The sequence below is a fragment of the Kribbella sp. C-35 genome (assembly GCF_046549195.1).
Lineage (GTDB): Bacteria > Actinomycetota > Actinomycetes > Propionibacteriales > Kribbellaceae > Kribbella.
Genome location: NZ_JAJPWG010000007.1, coordinates 310,620 through 327,775, shown reverse-complemented (window position 1 = coordinate 327,775; position 17,156 = coordinate 310,620). Strand labels below are relative to the sequence as shown.

General features: G+C 68.9%; 16 protein-coding genes. 5 read left to right on the top strand and 11 right to left on the bottom strand.

The window, feature by feature from the left end; translation table 11 throughout:
• Positions 1-68 precede the first annotated feature (68 nt).
• Positions 69-545, top strand: a complete 477-nt coding sequence (locus ACLJOO_RS39110; protein WP_410792952.1) for a MarR family winged helix-turn-helix transcriptional regulator — start codon at positions 69-71, stop codon at positions 543-545.
• Here the strand turns inward: ACLJOO_RS39110 and ACLJOO_RS39105 are convergent.
• From ACLJOO_RS39105 to ACLJOO_RS39055, 11 genes are all read right to left on the bottom strand, one after another.
• Entirely contained in the window at positions 542-1,468 is a 927-nt protein-coding gene (locus ACLJOO_RS39105; protein ID WP_410792950.1) for a tetratricopeptide repeat protein, read from the bottom strand. The two genes, ACLJOO_RS39110 and ACLJOO_RS39105, sit on opposite strands and share 4 nt — an antisense overlap.
• A gap of 52 nt (positions 1,469-1,520) precedes the next feature.
• The gene (locus tag ACLJOO_RS39100) at positions 1,521-3,317 is read right to left on the bottom strand and encodes an NAD-binding protein (protein WP_410792948.1); all 1,797 of its coding nucleotides are present in this window, start codon (positions 3,315-3,317) and stop codon (positions 1,521-1,523) included.
• Positions 3,238-4,911 carry a methylmalonyl-CoA mutase gene (locus tag ACLJOO_RS39095; protein WP_410792946.1) on the bottom strand — a complete coding sequence of 558 codons (1,674 nt, stop codon included), beginning with the start codon at positions 4,909-4,911 and terminating at the stop codon, positions 3,238-3,240. The genes ACLJOO_RS39100 and ACLJOO_RS39095 overlap by 80 nt, the downstream gene beginning before the upstream one ends.
• A gap of 149 nt (positions 4,912-5,060) precedes the next feature.
• On the bottom strand, positions 5,061-6,683 hold the full coding sequence (locus ACLJOO_RS39090; RefSeq protein ID WP_410792945.1) for a dipeptide ABC transporter ATP-binding protein: 1,623 nt from the start codon (positions 6,681-6,683) through the stop codon (positions 5,061-5,063).
• Positions 6,680-7,201 carry a GbsR/MarR family transcriptional regulator gene (locus ACLJOO_RS39085; protein ID WP_410792942.1) on the bottom strand — a complete coding sequence of 174 codons (522 nt, stop codon included), beginning with the start codon at positions 7,199-7,201 and terminating at the stop codon, positions 6,680-6,682. Before ACLJOO_RS39085 ends, ACLJOO_RS39090 begins: the two co-directional genes overlap by 4 nt.
• Positions 7,194-8,654 carry a serine hydrolase domain-containing protein gene (locus ACLJOO_RS39080; RefSeq protein WP_410792940.1) on the bottom strand — a complete coding sequence of 487 codons (1,461 nt, stop codon included), beginning with the start codon at positions 8,652-8,654 and terminating at the stop codon, positions 7,194-7,196. The genes ACLJOO_RS39085 and ACLJOO_RS39080 overlap by 8 nt, the downstream gene beginning before the upstream one ends.
• Positions 8,655-9,536: an ABC transporter permease gene (locus tag ACLJOO_RS39075; protein ID WP_410792938.1), complete on the bottom strand. Its 882-nt coding sequence runs from the start codon at positions 9,534-9,536 to the stop codon at positions 8,655-8,657. It abuts the gene before it with no gap.
• Positions 9,529-10,455 (bottom strand): ABC transporter permease, encoded by a 927-nt coding sequence (locus ACLJOO_RS39070; protein ID WP_410792936.1) that lies wholly within the window; start codon positions 10,453-10,455, stop codon positions 9,529-9,531. Before ACLJOO_RS39070 ends, ACLJOO_RS39075 begins: the two co-directional genes overlap by 8 nt.
• Positions 10,455-11,831, bottom strand: coding sequence for a M14 family zinc carboxypeptidase (locus tag ACLJOO_RS39065; protein ID WP_410792934.1), 1,377 nt, complete (start codon positions 11,829-11,831; stop codon positions 10,455-10,457). Before ACLJOO_RS39065 ends, ACLJOO_RS39070 begins: the two co-directional genes overlap by 1 nt.
• Positions 11,831-13,417: an ABC transporter substrate-binding protein gene (locus ACLJOO_RS39060; protein ID WP_410792932.1), complete on the bottom strand. Its 1,587-nt coding sequence runs from the start codon at positions 13,415-13,417 to the stop codon at positions 11,831-11,833. Before ACLJOO_RS39060 ends, ACLJOO_RS39065 begins: the two co-directional genes overlap by 1 nt.
• Before the next feature lie 171 nt (positions 13,418-13,588).
• Positions 13,589-14,092 (bottom strand): MarR family winged helix-turn-helix transcriptional regulator, encoded by a 504-nt coding sequence (locus tag ACLJOO_RS39055; RefSeq protein ID WP_410792930.1) that lies wholly within the window; start codon positions 14,090-14,092, stop codon positions 13,589-13,591.
• A gap of 32 nt (positions 14,093-14,124) precedes the next feature.
• Here ACLJOO_RS39055 and ACLJOO_RS39050 point away from each other — a divergent pair, with 32 nt between their 5' ends.
• The 4 genes from ACLJOO_RS39050 to ACLJOO_RS39035 all read left to right on the top strand — a co-directional run bounded on the left by ACLJOO_RS39050 (position 14,125) and on the right by ACLJOO_RS39035 (position 17,030).
• Positions 14,125-14,571 (top strand): DUF4231 domain-containing protein, encoded by a 447-nt coding sequence (locus ACLJOO_RS39050; protein WP_410792929.1) that lies wholly within the window; start codon positions 14,125-14,127, stop codon positions 14,569-14,571.
• Between the two features lie 31 nt (positions 14,572-14,602).
• Positions 14,603-15,325 carry a maleylpyruvate isomerase family mycothiol-dependent enzyme gene (locus tag ACLJOO_RS39045; RefSeq protein ID WP_410792927.1) on the top strand — a complete coding sequence of 241 codons (723 nt, stop codon included), beginning with the start codon at positions 14,603-14,605 and terminating at the stop codon, positions 15,323-15,325.
• Positions 15,326-15,401: 76 nt separating this feature from the next.
• Positions 15,402-15,749, top strand: a complete 348-nt coding sequence (locus ACLJOO_RS39040) for a YciI family protein (RefSeq protein ID WP_410792925.1) — start codon at positions 15,402-15,404, stop codon at positions 15,747-15,749.
• An 18-nt stretch (positions 15,750-15,767) separates the two neighbouring features.
• The gene (locus tag ACLJOO_RS39035; protein ID WP_410792923.1) at positions 15,768-17,030 is read left to right on the top strand and encodes an RNA polymerase sigma factor; all 1,263 of its coding nucleotides are present in this window, start codon (positions 15,768-15,770) and stop codon (positions 17,028-17,030) included.
• Positions 17,031-17,156: the final 126 nt, after the last annotated feature.

The window sequence follows — 17,156 nt, the reverse complement described above, 5'->3', positions numbered from 1 at the left end:
GCGGGTCTCTCTCGTGTTGGGTACGAGCACAGAGATTAATCAGAGGTCTGATGGTCGTCAATGTATATATGAGGGACGTCGTTCGTACGATGGTCATCATGCGGATGTCCTTCGACGAGCGGCTCGGGAGTCACCTCAAGCGGGTTGAGCAGGAACTGCAGGCGGCTAAGGCGGCTGCGGTGAAGCCGGCTGGGCTTACCGTGCCGCAGTACGCGGCCCTGTTCGTCCTGGACGAGCAGCCGGGGATCTCGGCCGCCGAGCTCGCCCGTCGGTGCCTGGTCACGCCGCAGACGATGACGACGATCCTGCGCAACCTGGAGTCGGCCGACCTGATCGAGCGCACGCCGCATCCGCTACACAGGCACGTCATCGAGACCCGCCCGACCACAGCCGGCCGGAATGCCCTCGAACAGGCGGACAAACGCGCAACCGGCGTCGAGCGCAGACTCGCCGCCGCCTTCAGCGAGGAGGAGGCGGAGACTCTCCGCGCCCTCCTCGCCCGGGTCTCAGAGTCCCTGACAACAGACCCGATCCTGAAGAGTTAGAACAGCGCGGCCATCAGTCGGCGGCGGGCCTTGACGACCCGCTCGTCGTCCGCGCCGACGACCTCGAAGAGCTCGAGCAGGTGCAGCCGTACGGCGTTCCGCTCATCACCCGCGGTCGCTTGGACCGTGGAGATCAGCCGCGCGAACGCGTCATCGACATGCCCGCCCATCAGGTCCACGTCGGCCACGAGCAGCTGCGCCTCGACGTCCGTCGGGTTGTCGGCCGCCCGCGTCCGGACATCGGCCGGCACGTCCTGCGTACGCTTCACCAGCTGCACCCGCGCCAGCCCCGACTTCGCCTCGGCGTCGTTCGGCGTCTCCTTGAGCAGCTCCTCGTACGCCGCAATCGCGCCGTCCAGATCGCCCGCGCCTACCGCGTTCTCGGCCTTCTCGTACCGCGGGTTCGGCGCCTCTTCCTCCTCGGCGGCCTCGCCCACCGGGCCGACCGGCTCGGCACGCCCGGTGATCCCGTTCGCGACCGCGACCGTGAGCAGCTGGTCGAGGTACTGCCGGACCTCCGGCTCGCCGAGGACGCCCTGGAACAGCGGCACCGGCTGACCCCGCAGGATGGCGATGACGACCGGCACAGCCTGTACGCCGAACGCCTGGGCGACCTGTGGGTTCGCGTCGACGTCGATCCGGGCCAGCAGGAACTTGCCGGCGTACTCGGTCGACAGCTGGGCCAGCACCGCACCGAGGGCGTTCGAGCCCTGCGACCGCGGCGAATACAGCTCGACCACGACCGGGGACTGGAGCGAGCGCTCGATGACGTCGGACTGGAAGTTGGCCTCGCCGACCTCCAGCACGTACGCACCTGCGGCCCCACCACCAGCTGGAGCACTAGGAGCGCCAGGCGCACCGGCCGGCTTACGGAGGGACGACAGGTCGACCGCCCCTGGACGGGAGAAGTTGGACTGGCTCACCACTGTCCTCGCATTCCGTGCACACTCCGTACGACGTTCACAGGTCCATCCTCTACGACGCGGCCGACTTGCGCTGCGCCCGGGTCACCATCAGGAGCCGGGCGAGGCCGGCTCGGGTCCCCGCGACCGCCAGCCGGTCCCCTACCTTGACCTGCCGCTCGGACGCCGGACTCCACTCCCAGGGACCGTGCCGATCCTGCCGTGCGAGCACCCGAAGACCCTCGGCCTCGTTCAGTTCGCCGAGCCGCCGGCCGTCGGCGACCGACCCTGGCTCGACGGTCACCTCGGTCAGCAACAGCACGCGGCGACCGGCCGGGATCGTCACCTGCTTGCGCCGGTTCGCGACCGCGGCGGCGACCGCCGGTGCCACCAGCATCGACACCGACTTGCTGTGGCCGAGGCCCAACCGCCGCTCGACCCGCTGCGCCAGGTCGTGGTCGAACATCCGCATCGTGATCCGGGCGTCCGGGTTCAGGTCCCGGGCCACCATCGCCGACTCCAGGTTGGTGATGTCGCCGTCGGTGATCGCGAGCACCGACTGGCACCGCTGTACGCCGGCCGACCGCAGCGTCTCCTCGTTGCTGCTGTCCCCGATCACCACCGGGATCTTCAGCCGATGCGCGACCTGGATGCCGGGCGCGTCCTCGTCCTGATCGACGCCGACGACCGCGATGCCCCGCTCCGTGAGGATCTCCAGCACCCGCGCGCCGACCGTACCGAGGCCGCACACCACCACATGGTTACGCGGCCGCCCCCGCACACCGCCGATGAGTCGCGACAGCCGCGCGCCGATCAGCGAGTCGACCACGACCGCGGTCAGCAACGCCATCAGCACGATCCCGGTCAGCTGCACCACGACAGCGGCGACTTTCACCCAGGGGTCGGCGTCGGAGAACGCGTTGTCCTCGATGCCCGCCGACGTCACCGCGCCGGCGGCCATGTACACCGCCCGCCACCACTCGATCCCGCCGACGAAGTGGATGACCGCCGTACCGGCCGCGACCAGGAACGCCATCACCGCGGCGATCTTCCGGACCCGGCTGTCGAGGATGTCGCGCAGGGCCATGAACCAGCCGGCCGGACGTACGTCGCGGCTGCGCCAGACCGCCCGTACGCCGGTGCCGAGGACGATGTCGCCGTCCGGGTCGGCGCTGGCCATCGGCAACAATTGCGGCGTCGCGGACGAGGTCGTGTCCGCGAGCACCGTGAGATGCGGCTCGCGGATCAGGTCGGCCTGTCCGACGACCACTCGCTGACCGCCGAGCTCCATCCAGGTCAGCTCGTCGTCCTCCAGCGCGTCCGAGACGAACGCGGGCGCCGCGAGCGACGGCCCGTTGATCACCACGCAGTCGCCGAGCAGGCTGTTCAGCTGCTTGCTGAGCCGCGGATTCACCATCTGTACGACGATCCGCAGCTCCGGATCCATGTCCCGCGCGGTCAGCGCGGTGTGCACGTTGTGTACGTCGTCGGTGTCCAGCAGGACCAGTGCGCGCGCGGTGGACGGCGTACCGTCGTCATCGGCATCGATCCCGGCCCGCCGCAGCAACGACTCGCTGATCACCCGGGCGCCCATCACGGTCGCGCCCAGCTCACCGATCCGGTCGTAGTGCCGGGAAGCGGGGTTGACGATCGCAGTCACTCGTTCGCCTGAGCTCACCAGCTCGGTGACCACCCGCAGCATGGTGCGATCCGAACCGCAGACCACCACTCGCCGTCCGTCCGGGGAGTCGGCAGCACCAGGCGCCTCGCGCCCGGACGGTGGCGGCTCCTCAGAATCGGGCGGGCTCTCGGTACTCTCCCCACTGTTCCCGAAGAACGTGACAGATTTCCCCCATCGTGGCCTCCGCACGCACTGCCTCCAGCATGGGCTCGATCAGGTTGCCAGTGCCCCTGGCCGCCTCCACCAGAGCCGACAGCGTACGCCGTACCCGGTCCTCGTCGCGGTGCGCCTTGCGTTCCGCGAGGACGCGGCACTGCTCGACCTCGACCTCGTGCGAGACCCGGAGGATCTCCAGCTCGCCGGACACGGTGTCGGTGAGCGTGTTGACGCCGACGATCTTCTTCTCGCTCTTCTCGAGCTTCTGCTGGTACTCGAACGCGGCGTCGGCGATCTCGGCCATGAACCAGCCGTCCTCGATCCCGCGCAGGATGCCGCCGGTCATGGTCTCGTCGGGGCTCATCTCCTTGATCCGCGCGAAGATCGCCTCGGCCTCGGCCTCGATCTCGTCGGTCAGCGCCTCGACGTACCAGGAGCCGCCGAGCGGGTCGGCGACGTTCGTGATGCCGATCTCCTCCATGAGCACCGACTGGGTCCGCAGCGCGATCTCGGCCGACTCCTCACTCGGCAGCGCCAGCGTCTCGTCGAGCGCGTTGGTGTGCAGCGAGTTCGTCCCGCCGAGTACGGCGGCCAACGCCTCGACGGCCGTCCGTACGACGTTGTTGTACGGCTGCTGCGCCGTGAGCGACACCCCGGCCGTCTGCGTGTGGAAGCGCAGCCACTGCGCCTTGTCGGTCTTGGCGCCGTACACGTCCCGCAGCCAGCGCGCCCAGATCCGGCGGGCGGCGCGGAACTTCGCGATCTCCTCGAAGAAGTCCAGGTGACTGTCGAAGAAGAACGACAGGCCAGGCGCGAACACGTCGACGTCGAGCCCGCGGGAGAGCCCGAGCTCGACGTACCCGAAGCCGTCGGCGAGCGTGTAGGCGAGCTCCTGCGCGGCGGTCGAGCCGGCCTCGCGGATGTGGTACCCGGAGACGCTCAGCGGCTTGTACGCCGGGATCGTGGTCGCGCAGTACTCCATCAGGTCGCCGATCAGGCGCAGGTGCGGCTCCGGCGGGAACAGCCACTCCTTCTGGGCGATGTACTCCTTGAAGATGTCGGTCTGCAGCGTCCCGTTGAGCTTGGAGATGTCCGCGCCCTGGCGCTCGGCGGCGACCAGGTACATGCAGAACGCCGGCACGGCGGGGCCGGAGATCGTCATCGACGTGGTGACGTCCTGAAGCGGGATGTCCTTGAACAGCCGATCCATGTCGGTCGCGGAGTCGATCGCGACGCCGCAGTGCCCGACCTCGCCGAGGGACTTCGGCTCGTCGGAGTCGCGGCCCATCAGCGTCGGCATGTCGAACGCGACGGACAGGCCGCCGCCACCGCCGTTCAGGATCATCTTGTAGCGCTCGTTGGTCTGCTCCGCGTTGCCGAAGCCGGCGAACTGGCGGATCGTCCAGGTGCGGCCGCGGTACCCGGTCGCGTACAGACCGCGGGTGAACGGGAACTCCCCCGGCCAGCCGATCCGCTCCATCCGCGGGTCGGCGACACCCTCGGGCGGCCCGTACACCGGCTCGACCTCGGTGCCGGACAGCGTGGTGAAATCCGCCTCCCGCTTGCGCGCGGCGTCGTACCGCTGCTGCCACCGGCTGCGGCCGGCCGCGATCTGCTCGGCATCCATCAGTCAGACCTCCTAGGGAACTGGTCCCAAAATACTAGGACGTCCAACTATTTCCAACCGGCGTGGACGCCCAGGCCATCACAATCGTGGTCTCGCCGACCGCTCCCGCGGGAGGAGCACCGCAGCGGCCGATTGTGATGGCCTGGAGATCAACCGGCCAACCTGAGCCCACGCCGACGGGACTGCTCCCGCGGGTCGGGGACGGGAGCCGCATCCAGGAGGCGGACGGTGTACGGGTCCTGGGGTGCGCGGAGGACCGACTCGCGGTCGCCCTGTTCGACCAGGCGGCCCTGGCTCATGACGGCGACGCGATCGCAGACCTGGTCGACGACGGCTAGGTCGTGGCTGATGAAGAGGCAGGCGAAATGCAGCCTGTCCTGGAGCGAGCGGAGCAGCTCCAGCACGGTCGCCTGTACCGAGACGTCGAGTGCGGACGTCGGCTCGTCCGCAATCAGCAACCCGGGATCGAGCGAGATCGCCCGCGCGATCGACACCCGCTGACGCTGGCCGCCGGACAACTCGTGCGGATACCGCCCGGCCCACGCCCCGGGCAGTTCGACACTGTCGAGCAGCTCCTCGACCCGGCGACGCAGCTCGGCGCCACGGACGCCGCGGTGTACGGCGAGCGGCTCGCCGACGGACTGCCCGATGGTGCCGCGCGGGTTCAGCGAGCCGGCCGGGTTCTGGAACACGACCCCGATCCGCGCACGGGTCTTCCGGAGGTCGGACGCCGATGCGGACGTGAGCGCCCGTCCGGCGACGTACACCTCGCCCGCGGTGATCGGTGCAAGCCCGAGCACCGATTTGCCGATCGTGGACTTCCCGGATCCGGACTCGCCGACGAGACCGACGACCTCGCCGGGATTCAGGAGCAGATCCACGTGATCGACCGCCTGCACCGTCCGTCCCCGGCGACCGCGGTACTCGACCACGAGATCCTCGATCTTCAACGCCGCAACGTCGGCGTCCACGGAAGTAGACTCCCGCGCACCGCCCCGCGGCACAGCGTCCAGCAGAGTCCGGGTGTACTCCTGCGTCGGGTGGTCGAACAGCTCATGCACCTCGGCCGTCTCCACCACCGAGCCCGACCGCATCACGACGACCCGGTCGGCCACGTCCGCAACCACGCCCATGTCGTGGGTGATGATCATGATCGCGCCGGAGATCTTCGACCGCATCGCGAGCAGTACGTCGAGCACCTCCTGCTGCACGGTCACGTCGAGGGCCGTGGTCGGCTCGTCCGCGATCAGGAGCTCCGGGTCGCACGCCAGCGCGATCGCGATCATCACGCGCTGGCACTGACCTCCGGACAACTGGTGCGGGTAGTACTTCAGCCGGTTCTCGGGGATCTCGACCATCCGCAGCAACTCGATCGCTCGCTCTCGCGCCGCGCCGCGCGACAGCGACGGCTGGTGCGTCCGGATCATCTCGACCAGCTGCGCGCCGATCGTGAACACCGGATCGAGCGCCCCGGACGGATCCTGGAAGATCATCGCGATCCGCCGGCCGCGGAGCGCGGTGAGTTCGGCCCGCGACATCGCCAGTACGTCGTCGCCGCCGAAGCTGATCCGCCCGCCGGCGCGGGCGTTCGACGGGAGCAAACCGAGCGCTGCCAGCGCGGTGACGCTCTTCCCGGAACCCGACTCGCCCACGACCGCGAGCACCTCGCCCGGCCGGACCCCGAAGCTGACCCCGTCGACCGCGCGCTGCGTCGTACCGCCGACAGTGAAGTCGACCGTCAGCTCCTCGAACCGCAGCACGTCGTCACTCACTCGCTCTCCCCCTGCTCCGCATCGAGCTTGTCGCGGTGCTCCTGCCAGTCCGCGAGCATCTTGCGGTGGTACGACGCCAGCCACTCGAAGTAGTTGCGCGCGTTCCGCAGTCGCTTGGCCGGACCGGGCATCCCCTCGGGGAGCTCGGCGAGCATGTCGTCGAACAGCCGCTGCTGTTTGCCGAGCGACCGCCGCTCCCCCGCCAGGAAGCTCCCCCACACGTCGTCCTCGACCTTGAAGTAGTGGTTGCGATCGCCCGGTACGGCGTGCCGCACGATGAACCCGAGATCGATCAGCCGCCGGGTCGCGCTCGAGATCGAACCGGCGCTCGCCGACAATGCCCGGGTCAGTTCGGCCGATGCGACGTACGGCTTGTTGCTCACCATCAGGTAGCCGAGGACGCGCCCCTCCATCCGCGGCGAGCCCGCCAGCTCTCTGAGCAGGGCGAACTGCTCGACGAAGTCCGCACGGCGTGGGTCCTCCTCCCACGCGTCGTCCGGCATCGTCTCGTCACTCATCCCGACCTCCCACAACGTCTCCCCCCACGGCTCCCGCGATCTGCGCCGTACGGCGGGCCCGGAACGCCTCGACCGGCCAGCGCGAGCTCCCGCCGTACCGGACGAGCGACGGCCGATCGTCCGCGTCCCAGCTGAACTCCACCTTCTCGCCGATCGATCCGAACCCCGCCGAAGGTACGACGGCCAGCGTGTTCTCGTCGACGACCTGGAGCTCCTCGTAGCTGTCGACCGGATCCGGTGCGGCCGGGAAGAACGCGACCAGGCGCCCGCCGAGCAGCGCGATGCTGAGCACGCCCATCAGGTTCGCGAAGTTGCCGCAGAACCGCCGGGCGTCGATGTCGGTGGGCACCTGGGTACCGGCCGGCGGCTCGGCCGCGAGGTTCAGCAGCTTGACCACACCCGTGGCCAGGGCGCCCGCCGGCCCGCCGATGCAGTTGGTGAGCACCGACACGACGATCTGCTCGGCGGGGTCGATGAAGGTCCGGGTGATGTGCCCCGGGTACCCGCCGCTGTGCCCGACCAGCCGCCGTCCACCGATCGTGACGATGTCCATTCCGAGCCCGTAGCGCCCGATCTCGCGCCCGTTGGCGTTCACCAGGCTCTCGTCCCGCTGCAGCAGTCGCTTGCTCGCGTCACCGATCAGCTGGTCCGCCCCGAAGAAGTGCGCGGCGCCGTAGACGGCCAAGTCCTCGGCGGTCGAGTAGAACCCGGTGGCCGCCGCCATCGCGCGGGTGTCCACGTGCGGGATGACTTCGCGTACGTCGTTCCCGTCGAGCAGCCCGGTGTGACCGCCGGCGTACTCACCGGCCCGTGCCCGCTCCCACTCGGCGCCCGTGTTGGTCAGTCCGAGCCGATCCACGATGTTCGCCGCGACGTAATCGCCGTACGACGATCCGCTCGCGGACTCGATCACCAGGCCGAGCAGCGAGTAGCCGATGTTCGTGTACTTGAAGTACTCGTTGCGCTCGAACACCTGGCCCGCGGACCGGCACAACTCGATCAGCGCGTCCCGGTCCGGGAACGGGTCCATCAACTGCCAGTAGTCCTTGTCCACGCCGTCCCGGATCACGCCTGCTTGGTGACCGAGCAACTCGCGCACGGTGACCGGCGCCAGGGCGCTCCCGTCCAGCTCGGGGACATAGGTGTCGATCGGGTCGTCGAGCCGGACCTTGCCCTGTTCGACCAGCTGCAGGATCGAGGTCGCCGTGAAGGTCTTGCTGTGCGACGCGATCCGGAACAGGTGGTCCGTACGCAGCGGCGTACCGGCGACCTCGTCGCTGTGGCCGAGGGCAGTCGAGAGGACGAGCTCGTCGCCGACCCGGATCGCCGCCTGCACCCCGGGTGTCCGCAGGTACCGGCGTTGGTAGTCGAGCCAGCTCTCGATCGCCGGTGCGGCTTCCCGGGCAACAGTTGCATCGAACAAGGCGGCGTCCGTTCTGTCATGGTTGGTCATTCAGGAGCGTCCCTTCGGGTTCACCGCGTCGCGGAGTACGTCGCCGAGGGTGATCAGGCTCAGTACCGTCGCGGCGAGGAAGATCGCCGGGTAGATCAGTGTGTGCGGCGCCTGCTGGAAGCGCGACTGCGCGGTGGCGAGCTGCAGGCCCCACGAGATCGACGGCGCGCGCAGGCCGAGGCCGAGGAACGTCAGCGTCGACTCGGCCACGATCACGCCGCCGACGGTCAACGTCGCGACCGCGAGCACCGGACCGATCGAGTTCGGCAGCACGTAGTGGGTGAGGATCCGGGTGGTCGGGAATCCCATCGCCTTCGCGGCCTGGACGTACTCGGCGTCCCGGGTCGCGCGGACCGTCGTACGCACCATCCGGGCCAGGGTCGGCCAGGAAAAGACTGCGAGGACGAGCGAAACTGACAGCACCGACCGCTTGCCGAGGCTGTTGAGTACGACGATCGCACCGAGCAGGAACGGGAAGCCGAGGAAGACGTCGGTCAGCCGGGCGAGGATCGAGTCGGCCCAGCCGCCGACGTACCCGGCGACCGTTCCGACGCCGACGGCGATGACCAGAGCGATCAACGTGCACACCAGGCCGACAGACAGCGACGCGCGGGCGCCGTGGACGACATTCGCGTAGACGTCGCAGCCCTGGAGGTCCTGGCCGAACGGATGGCCGGGTGAGGACGGTCGCGCGCTGGCGGAGATATCGCAGGCGCGTGGGTCGGTGCTAGTGAACAGCTGCGGGAAGAGCGCCATCAGGAGCAGAACTGCTAGCACTGCTAGCGGGAGCCAGAAGAGCACGCGGCGGCGGACGGTTGCCCAGACACCGCGTTGCGCGATCACGTTCTCATCCAGGGGCTGAGCGAGCACTGCGTCAGTCATGGCGGATCCTCGGGTCGAGGAGGGAGTTGAGCACGTCGACGACGACGCTGGTCAGCAGGAAGATCATGATCAGGGCGGTCGCGATACCGACCACCGTCGGTCCTTCGTGCACCCGGATCGACTCGAACAGCAACTGCCCGACGCCCGGCAGGTTGAAGATTCCCTCCGTCACGACCGCCCCGCCGAGCAACGCGCCGAGGTCGATCGCGAGATACGTCAGCACCGGGATCGCCGAGTTCCGCAGAACGTGCACGCCGATCACGCGACGCCTGCTGAGGCCCTTCGCCCACAGCCCGCGGACGAAGTCGGAGCTCATCGTGTCGACCACGCTCCCCCGGGTCAGCCGCGCCACCGCGGCCAGCCCGTAGATCGCGAGAACCGTTGCCGGGAGCAGGTACGACGTCGGCCAGCCGTCAGACACGCCCGCGATCGGCAGCAGCGACAGCTTCACCCCGAACACCAACTGCGCCGTCACCGCCATCACGAAGATCGGCACCGACGCGATCAGGATCGTCAGGATCAGCACACCGCGGTCGATCCAGGTGTTCTTCCGCAGTCCGGCGACCAGACCGAGGCCGACGCCGATCACCACCTGGATCACCCACGCCGTCAGCGCCAGCCGGATCGTCACCGGCCAGCGGCTCGCCAGCCGCTCGGCCACCGACCGGCCGCGGAAGTCGACGCCGAGGTCGCCGGTGAGCAGATGGCCGAGATAGCGCAGGTACTGCGACCAGAGCGGATCGTTCAGGTGGTACAGATTCCGGATCCGTTCGACGACCGCCGGCGACAGCGGCTGATCACCGCCGAGGCTGGAGATCGGGTCACCGGGCAATGCGAAGACGGCCGCGTAGATGGCGAACGTGACGCCGAAGAACACCAGCACCAGCTCGATCAGCCGCCGGATCGTGAACCGCGCCATCAGTCGGCCCGCCTCCGTACCGCATTGAGCAGCGCGAGCGCGGCGGCGTACTGCACTCCGACCAGGTCCTTGATCGGGATCGTCCGCAGCTGCACGTCGAGCGACGCCGCCTCGTCCTGCCAAGCGCAGTAGAGCTCGCGCAGACGCTTCGCCGGGGCATGGATCGCGGCTGCAGCGCTTCCGCGGGCGATCTCTCCCTCGACGGCGCGGACCAGCATCCCGCCGTACCGGAGCCGGAACATGCGGTTGATATCGGGCAGGCCGAACGCCTCCGCGACGGTCGCGCGCCGGCTCGGGTCGATCTCGGCCGCTCGCCGCCGGTCCCGCTCGGGCCGCCGGAACAGGTACGGCAGGAACGCGGTGATCCCGCGGACCAGCTGCGAGTCGTCGGACAGGTACGGCCGGACCTGCTGGAGGATCTCGTCCATTTCCCGCAGGTCTCGCTCGAGCTCATCCGCTGCGTCCGTGAGCACCTGGCCGTACGGCGCGTCCGTCGGCGACTCGTCGTCCACCGCCGGGTGGGTCCAGTACGGCAACTCGGCGATCAGCGTGACCGTCCCGTGCCGTTCGGCGTACGCCGCCGACGAACCACCCGATCCACTCGGTGTCGGAAGCCCCAGACGCTCGGCATAGTCGTACGTCGCCTTCGCCGAGATCATCTCGAACACGGCCGGACCGAGCGGACGCGCCACCGGAGTCTCGGGCTCACCGAGGTCGAGTGGCAACCCGAACGAGGCGGCCACCGCGTGCAGCTCGTCGACGTACCCCTCGAGCTCCTGCGTGACGTAGTAGTAGACGCCGCCGAGTTCGGTGTTGTGCAGCGAGACGGCGATGATGGGTTTCAGTTCGTCGATCACCCGCATCAGAGCGAGCGTCTCGGGCAGCACCTGGTCGAAGTACGCGTTTTTGTACTGGAACGGGAACGACCACTCGACCTGCTCGGCCGGAGCGGGTCGATGGAAGTGGGCGCCGTAGTGGACCCGGGTGAACGGGCCGTCGAACCAGCCTTCGTTCAGGCGGGTGCCGTCGGGGTCGATGCAGCCGATGATGTTCCAGCGGCACGTCGCCCGGAGGTCAGCGTCGGCGCACAGGTCCTCGGCCAGGTGGATCGCGGTCCAGAACCCGATCGGTTCGTTCGGGTGCACGCCGGCGTACACGAGGGCCTGGTCGGGGCCGTCGCCGATCGAGTACATGGTGATCGGGTCGCCGAGCCTCGACGTACCGATCCGGCGCCGGGTGACGAGGTCGGGGTGCTGGTCGGTCAGGACGTCGAGACGGGCGCTGATCTCGTCGACGCCCGGGAAGTGCGTGAGGTCGGGGACGCGGTGGGCCCGCTCCAGGATCGCCTGGAGCGGGCCGTCGTTCGTTGCCGCCATCAACTGTCCGCCAGCGTGGTGTTCTCGAGTTCGAGGCTGCCCGCGCCTTCGGCCAGCTTGGCGATCCGATCCGAGGTCGCGTACGTGTACTTCTCGAAGAACATCGGCGGCGCCGGGAAGTCCTTCAGGATCGCCTTCTGCACGTCGACGTACCCCTCGATCGCCTTCTGCGGGTCGACCTGTGCGTCCGCCATCGCGAGCAGCTGCTCGACCTGCGGGGTGTAGTAGGGGATGCAGTTCACGCAGCCGCCGGCCTTTGTGTAGAAGGAGCGCAGGGTGTTCTGCTGGCTGGCGTAGAGGGCGCCCCAGCGGGAGAAGTACGGTCCGCTGAGCTTCTTGTCGTTGCGCAGCTTCTGGAACTCGGGGAAGTCGGTCGTCGGCGTCGCGGTGACGTCCTTGATCCCGAGGTTCTGCCGGAGCTGGTTGGCGTAGGCGTTGTAGAGGTCGTCGAGGCCCGAGCCGCCCGGGTAGCGGATCTCCATGGTGCCGCTGAATCCGCCGGCCTCGGCCAGGAGCTGCTTGGCCTTCGTCGGGTTGAACGTGCACAGCTCGCCGCACAGGCCCTTCGGCGTACCGGGCTCACCCGGCGGCGTCAACGCCGTCGCGGGCTCCCAGATGCCGCCGTAGATCACGTTGCTCACGGCCTGCCGGTCGATCGCCATCGAGATCGCCTGCCGCACCCGGACGTCTTGGTAGCGCTTGTCCCACAGCGGCAGACCGAGGTAGTTCATGCCCAGGCCCTGGAAGACGTACGCGCGGTCGCCGAAGTCCTTCTTCACCTGCGCCATCCGGGCCGCCGGCACGAACAGGATGTCGGTGTTCCCGGCCTGTACGTCGGTGTAGGCCGTCGTCATGTCGGTGTACGGCTTGAACACGATCTCGTCGACGGTGGGCTTCGGGCCCTGATACGCGTCGTACCGCTTGACCGTCATCGGCTCGTTCTCGGTGTAGCTGCCGACCATCTGGAACGGCCCGTTGCCGATCGGCTGCTTGCCGAAGGCATCGAAGTCCTTGTACGCCGCTTCCGGGAGCGCGAAGAACCCGCTCTGCGCCTGCGAGAGCTGCACCGGGAACTGGCCGTCCGGGCTCTTCAACGTGACCGTGAAGGTGAGGTCGTCGACCACCTTGAGGCCGGACAGTTGCGTGGTCGTCGGCTTGCCCTTGGCCGGGTTCAGGGCGTCGTACCCGGCGATGTTGACCAGCTGGCCGCTGTTCTCCCAGGCGTTCGGGCCGTAGGCGACCGTGTTCCACGCCTTCACGTAGCTCTCGGCGGTGACCTTCTCGCCGTTGTGGAAGGTCCAGCCCGGACGCAGCTTGACTGTCCAGTGCACGGCGTCGGACGACTTCACCGACTCCGCGTTCAGATAGGTCAGCGATCCGTCGCTCTTGACGAAGGTCAGGCTCGAGAACAGCTCCTTGACCTGGGAGAACGCGATCGTCTGTCGACCGGGGTTGAGGGTCACCGGGTCGGAGACGGCGAACGAGATCGACTTCGTCGCGCCATCGGCCGACCCGGAACCGCCGCCGCCGGAGCAGCCGGCCAGGGCCACGGTGGCGGCGAGGAGAACAGCGGCAGCACGCTTCATGAGGTCCTCCAGGGACGTGTGCCGGCCTGCAGGGGTGGCCGACTCGTCTCCGATCCTGGACGCCGATCCCACTACCTGGCAATAGGGAAACTTGGGAAGTTTCAGTAGGAAATGAACTTTTAGCGCAGGCGTAACACAAGGCCGCTGGCTCAGGCTTGGGTCAGTTGCGGGTCAGTTGAAGTCGCCGGCGTTGTGCCGGAGGGGTTCCAGGACGGACCAGAGCATCTTGAGCTGGTCGTCGGTGAGGCCGGACAAGGCGAAGTCGGCGGCGACCAGGTCGGCGGTGGCGCGTTCGACCAGGTCCCTGCCCTCGGGAGTGATCTCGCAGAGCACCGCGCGGCCGTCGTCCGGGTGCGGCGTCCGGGTCACCAGCCCCGCCGCCTCGAGCCGGCGGACGATCGACGTCACCGAGGTCGGGTGCACCTGCAGCCGCTCCCCCATCTTCCCGAGCGGCAGCGACCCGCGCCGGGAGAAGGTGAGCAGCACCAGCGCCTCGAACCGGGCGAATGTCAGCCCGTGCTTGCGGAGGATTTCGTCCAGCTCGTTGATGACGATCTGCTGCGCCCGCATCAGCGACGTCACGGCCCGCATCTGCTCGACGGCGCCCCAACGCCGCCCCCACTGCCGCGACGCCTCGTCGATCGGATCGAACGGCAACGTCCTCTTCCTGGCCATGACCGGAACCTTAGCCCGACACTTGTCGGACTATGTCGAGACTCAGAGATTCCGACTTTCCTGCGCTCGGGACCGACGCGCCCGCGGAGCAGCTGATCAGCATCCGCTTTCGGTGGTACGCCGCACAGGCCCGGCGCGCCCGTATCTGGTACCGGGCCCTCGGCACGGTGCAGCTCATCGCCGCCCTGGTGATCGCGATCTCGGTGGCCATCAAGGCGCCCATCTGGCTCGCTCCGTCGCTCGGTGGCGTGATCGCGCTGGCCGAGGGGATCCGGACGTTGTTCGGGTTCAAGGACTCGTATCCGACGTACACGCGGACCGCGCAGGAACTGCGGAACGAGGCCTGGCTCTACTCGCAGAAGGCCGGCCGGTACGCCAAAGCCGGCGAACCGGTGCAGCTGCTCGCCGAACGGGTGGTCGAGATCAGCTATTCCGAGACCCAGGACTGGGAGGCGGCGTTGAAGGCGCGGAGCGTCTGAAACTGTCGGCAGGCTCTGGCAGGGTGCGGTCATGAGACTTCTGGAGCACGTGCGGGCCGAGAGCGCCCGGCTCGGCGAGGTCGCACGGACCGGGCTCGACGCCGCCGTGCCCAGTTGCCCGGGGTGGACGGTGGACGACGCGGTGCGGCACGTTGCGATGGTGTACGTCCACAAGGTCGAGGTGCTGAAGCTCGGCGCCCTCCCCGACCCGTGGCCGCCGGACTTCACCGGGCTCGCATCGCTGGAGTGGTACGACGACGCGCGCACGGCGATCGTCGACGCCCTGGAAGCGGCCGGGACGGCGACGCCGACGTGGACGTTCAGCCCGCGCGACCGCACGTCCGCGTTCTGGTACCGGCGGATGGCGCACGAGACCGTGATCCACCGGATCGATGTCGAGCAGGCGCACGACGTGGTCACGCCGATCGACGCCGAGCTGGCCCTCGACGGGATCGACGAGGTCCTCTACCCGACGCTCGGCGGGCCGTGGTGGGAGGAGGGCGACACCGCGTACCCGATCGACGCGGCCGTTTGGCTGACCGCGGGCGGCCGGTCCTGGACCGTGTACGCCGACGCGACGAGTGTCGACGTACGGCAAGGGGCTGAAGGGGATGCGGCGGCGGAGGTCTCGGGGGATCCGGCGCAGGTGTACCTGTGGTTGTGGGGGCGGGTCGGTGAGGACGCGATCGAGACAGTCGGCGATCCGAACGTGGTGCGGGCGTTCCGCGGACGAATCTCGGAGGCGTCGCAATGACGATGTCCTCATGGGGGTGGGCTGTTCGTTCCTTTCACGAGAGACCACAGTGGTCTCAGCGAGAAGGAGGACTCCGATGGCGCAGTACCTTGCACTGACCTACACCGCTGACGTCGACTGGTGGGCGCCCGAGCAGGCCGAGGAGCTGGCCGAGTACCGGAGGTTCGGCGTCGAGTTCGCCGGGCAGGTGAAGGCGAGCGCCGTACTGCATCCGACCTCGACGGCGACGGTCGTCCGGGTCGAGGGTGCCCGCGGCGGGCCGGTGGTCACCACCGACGGACCGTACGCCGAGACCAAGGAAGCGCTGACCGGCTACTACCTGATCGAGGCCGAGGACCTCGAGGAGGCGGTCCGGGTCGCGGCCGAGATCCCGGCGGCCTGGGGCGGCGCGGTCGAGGTCCGCCCGGTGATCGTGGCGAAGTAGATCGGTCGAGTGGGTCCAGTGGACGAGCGGTACGACGCGGTCGCGGAGACGGTCCGGATCGAGGGGACGCGGATTCTCGCGACCCTGATCCGGACCGTCGGCAACGTCCAGCTCGCCGAGGACGCCGTGCAGGAGGCGGCCCTGGCGGCGCTCGGTGCGTGGCCGGTGACCGGCGTACCGCCCGAGCCGCGCGCCTGGCTGACCGTGACCGCCCGGCGGAAGGCGATCGACATCATCCGCCGCGAGCAGGCCCGTGGTTCCAAAGAGCGCGAGGGCGCGGACCTGATCGAGCTGAGCAAGCGTGATGTCGATCCCGAGGATGTGGTTCAGGACGATCTGCTGCGGCTGATCTTCACCTGCTGCCACCCGTCGCTGTCTCCTCCGACCCGCGTGGCGCTCGCGCTCCGCACCCTCTGCGGCCTCTCACCCGCACAGATCGCCGGCGTACTGCTGACGACCGAGGTCGCTACGACGAAGCGGCTCGTCCGGGCGCGGCAGAAGATCGCCGCCGCGCGGATCCCGTACCGCGTGCCCGCCGAGGCCGAGTTACCCGAACGGCTGCCCGCCGTCTGCGCCGTCATCCACAGCCTCTACACCGCGGGTCATGCACCGGCCGAGGGCGAAGCGGCGTACGACGTCGACCTGTGCGCGGAGGCGATCCGGCTGGCTGAGCTCCTGCACTCACTCCTCCCCGACCAGCCGACACCGATTGCGATCCTGGCGCTCCTGCTCCTGACCGAGGCGCGTCGACCGGCCCGCGTCGACAACGCCGGCGAGGTGGTAACGCTCGATCTGCAGGACCGCTCGTGGTGGGATCAGGACCTCATCGGCCGTGGCGTCGCGCTCCTCAACGACTCGCTGGAGCGATCCGCTCGGCAGGCCGACGCGTACCAGTTGCAAGCCGCGATCGCCGCCGAACATGCACGCGTACCGAGCTACACCGCGACCGACTGGCGCGAGATCGTCCGGCTGTACGACCTGCTGGTCGAGGTCTCTCCCAGTCCCGCCGCCGAACTCGCCCGCGTCGTCGCGATCGCCGAGACCGGTGACGTCGACACGGCCCTCAAACTGCTCGACGAGATCCCGCCCAGCTCACGCCGGTACGCCGTACGCGGCGAACTCCTCGCCCGCCGCTCCCGCTACGCCGAGGCCGCCGACGAACTGCAGCAGGCGCTGGACACAGCCCCGCCCAACCACCCCGAACGCCCCCACCGAGAACGCCGCCGCAACCACTTCCGCGACCTCGCCGACTACCACCCGAACCACTCGCCGAACACCTGAGCAACCAACCGGCTCCAGTAACGCATGTGCCGGTGGCCGAATGGTCTGGGCACGCGACACGCGCGGCCGGATATCCCCTCGTGTTGGGGGTTCTCCCCTCGTACACCAGCAGAGAACCCACAACGC

Bases quoted from the DNA above. Each gene is read 5' to 3' on its own strand.
- ACLJOO_RS39110 (WP_410792952.1), top strand. From the start codon at position 69: ATGAGGGACGTCGTTCGTACGATGGTCATCATGCGGATGTCCTTCGAC.
- ACLJOO_RS39095 (WP_410792946.1), bottom strand. From the start codon at position 4,911: ATGGATGCCGAGCAGATCGCGGCCGGCCGCAGCCGGTGGCAGCAGCGG.
- ACLJOO_RS39085 (WP_410792942.1), bottom strand. From the start codon at position 7,201: ATGAGTGACGAGACGATGCCGGACGACGCGTGGGAGGAGGACCCACGC.
- ACLJOO_RS39080 (WP_410792940.1), bottom strand. From the start codon at position 8,654: ATGACCAACCATGACAGAACGGACGCCGCCTTGTTCGATGCAACTGTT.
- ACLJOO_RS39075 (WP_410792938.1), bottom strand. From the start codon at position 9,536: ATGACTGACGCAGTGCTCGCTCAGCCCCTGGATGAGAACGTGATCGCG.
- ACLJOO_RS39070 (WP_410792936.1), bottom strand. From the start codon at position 10,455: ATGGCGCGGTTCACGATCCGGCGGCTGATCGAGCTGGTGCTGGTGTTC.
- ACLJOO_RS39065 (WP_410792934.1), bottom strand. From the start codon at position 11,831: ATGGCGGCAACGAACGACGGCCCGCTCCAGGCGATCCTGGAGCGGGCC.
- ACLJOO_RS39060 (WP_410792932.1), bottom strand. From the start codon at position 13,417: ATGAAGCGTGCTGCCGCTGTTCTCCTCGCCGCCACCGTGGCCCTGGCC.
- ACLJOO_RS39055 (WP_410792930.1), bottom strand. From the start codon at position 14,092: ATGGCCAGGAAGAGGACGTTGCCGTTCGATCCGATCGACGAGGCGTCG.
- ACLJOO_RS39050 (WP_410792929.1), top strand. From the start codon at position 14,125: ATGTCGAGACTCAGAGATTCCGACTTTCCTGCGCTCGGGACCGACGCG.
- ACLJOO_RS39045 (WP_410792927.1), top strand. From the start codon at position 14,603: ATGAGACTTCTGGAGCACGTGCGGGCCGAGAGCGCCCGGCTCGGCGAG.
- ACLJOO_RS39040 (WP_410792925.1), top strand. From the start codon at position 15,402: ATGGCGCAGTACCTTGCACTGACCTACACCGCTGACGTCGACTGGTGG.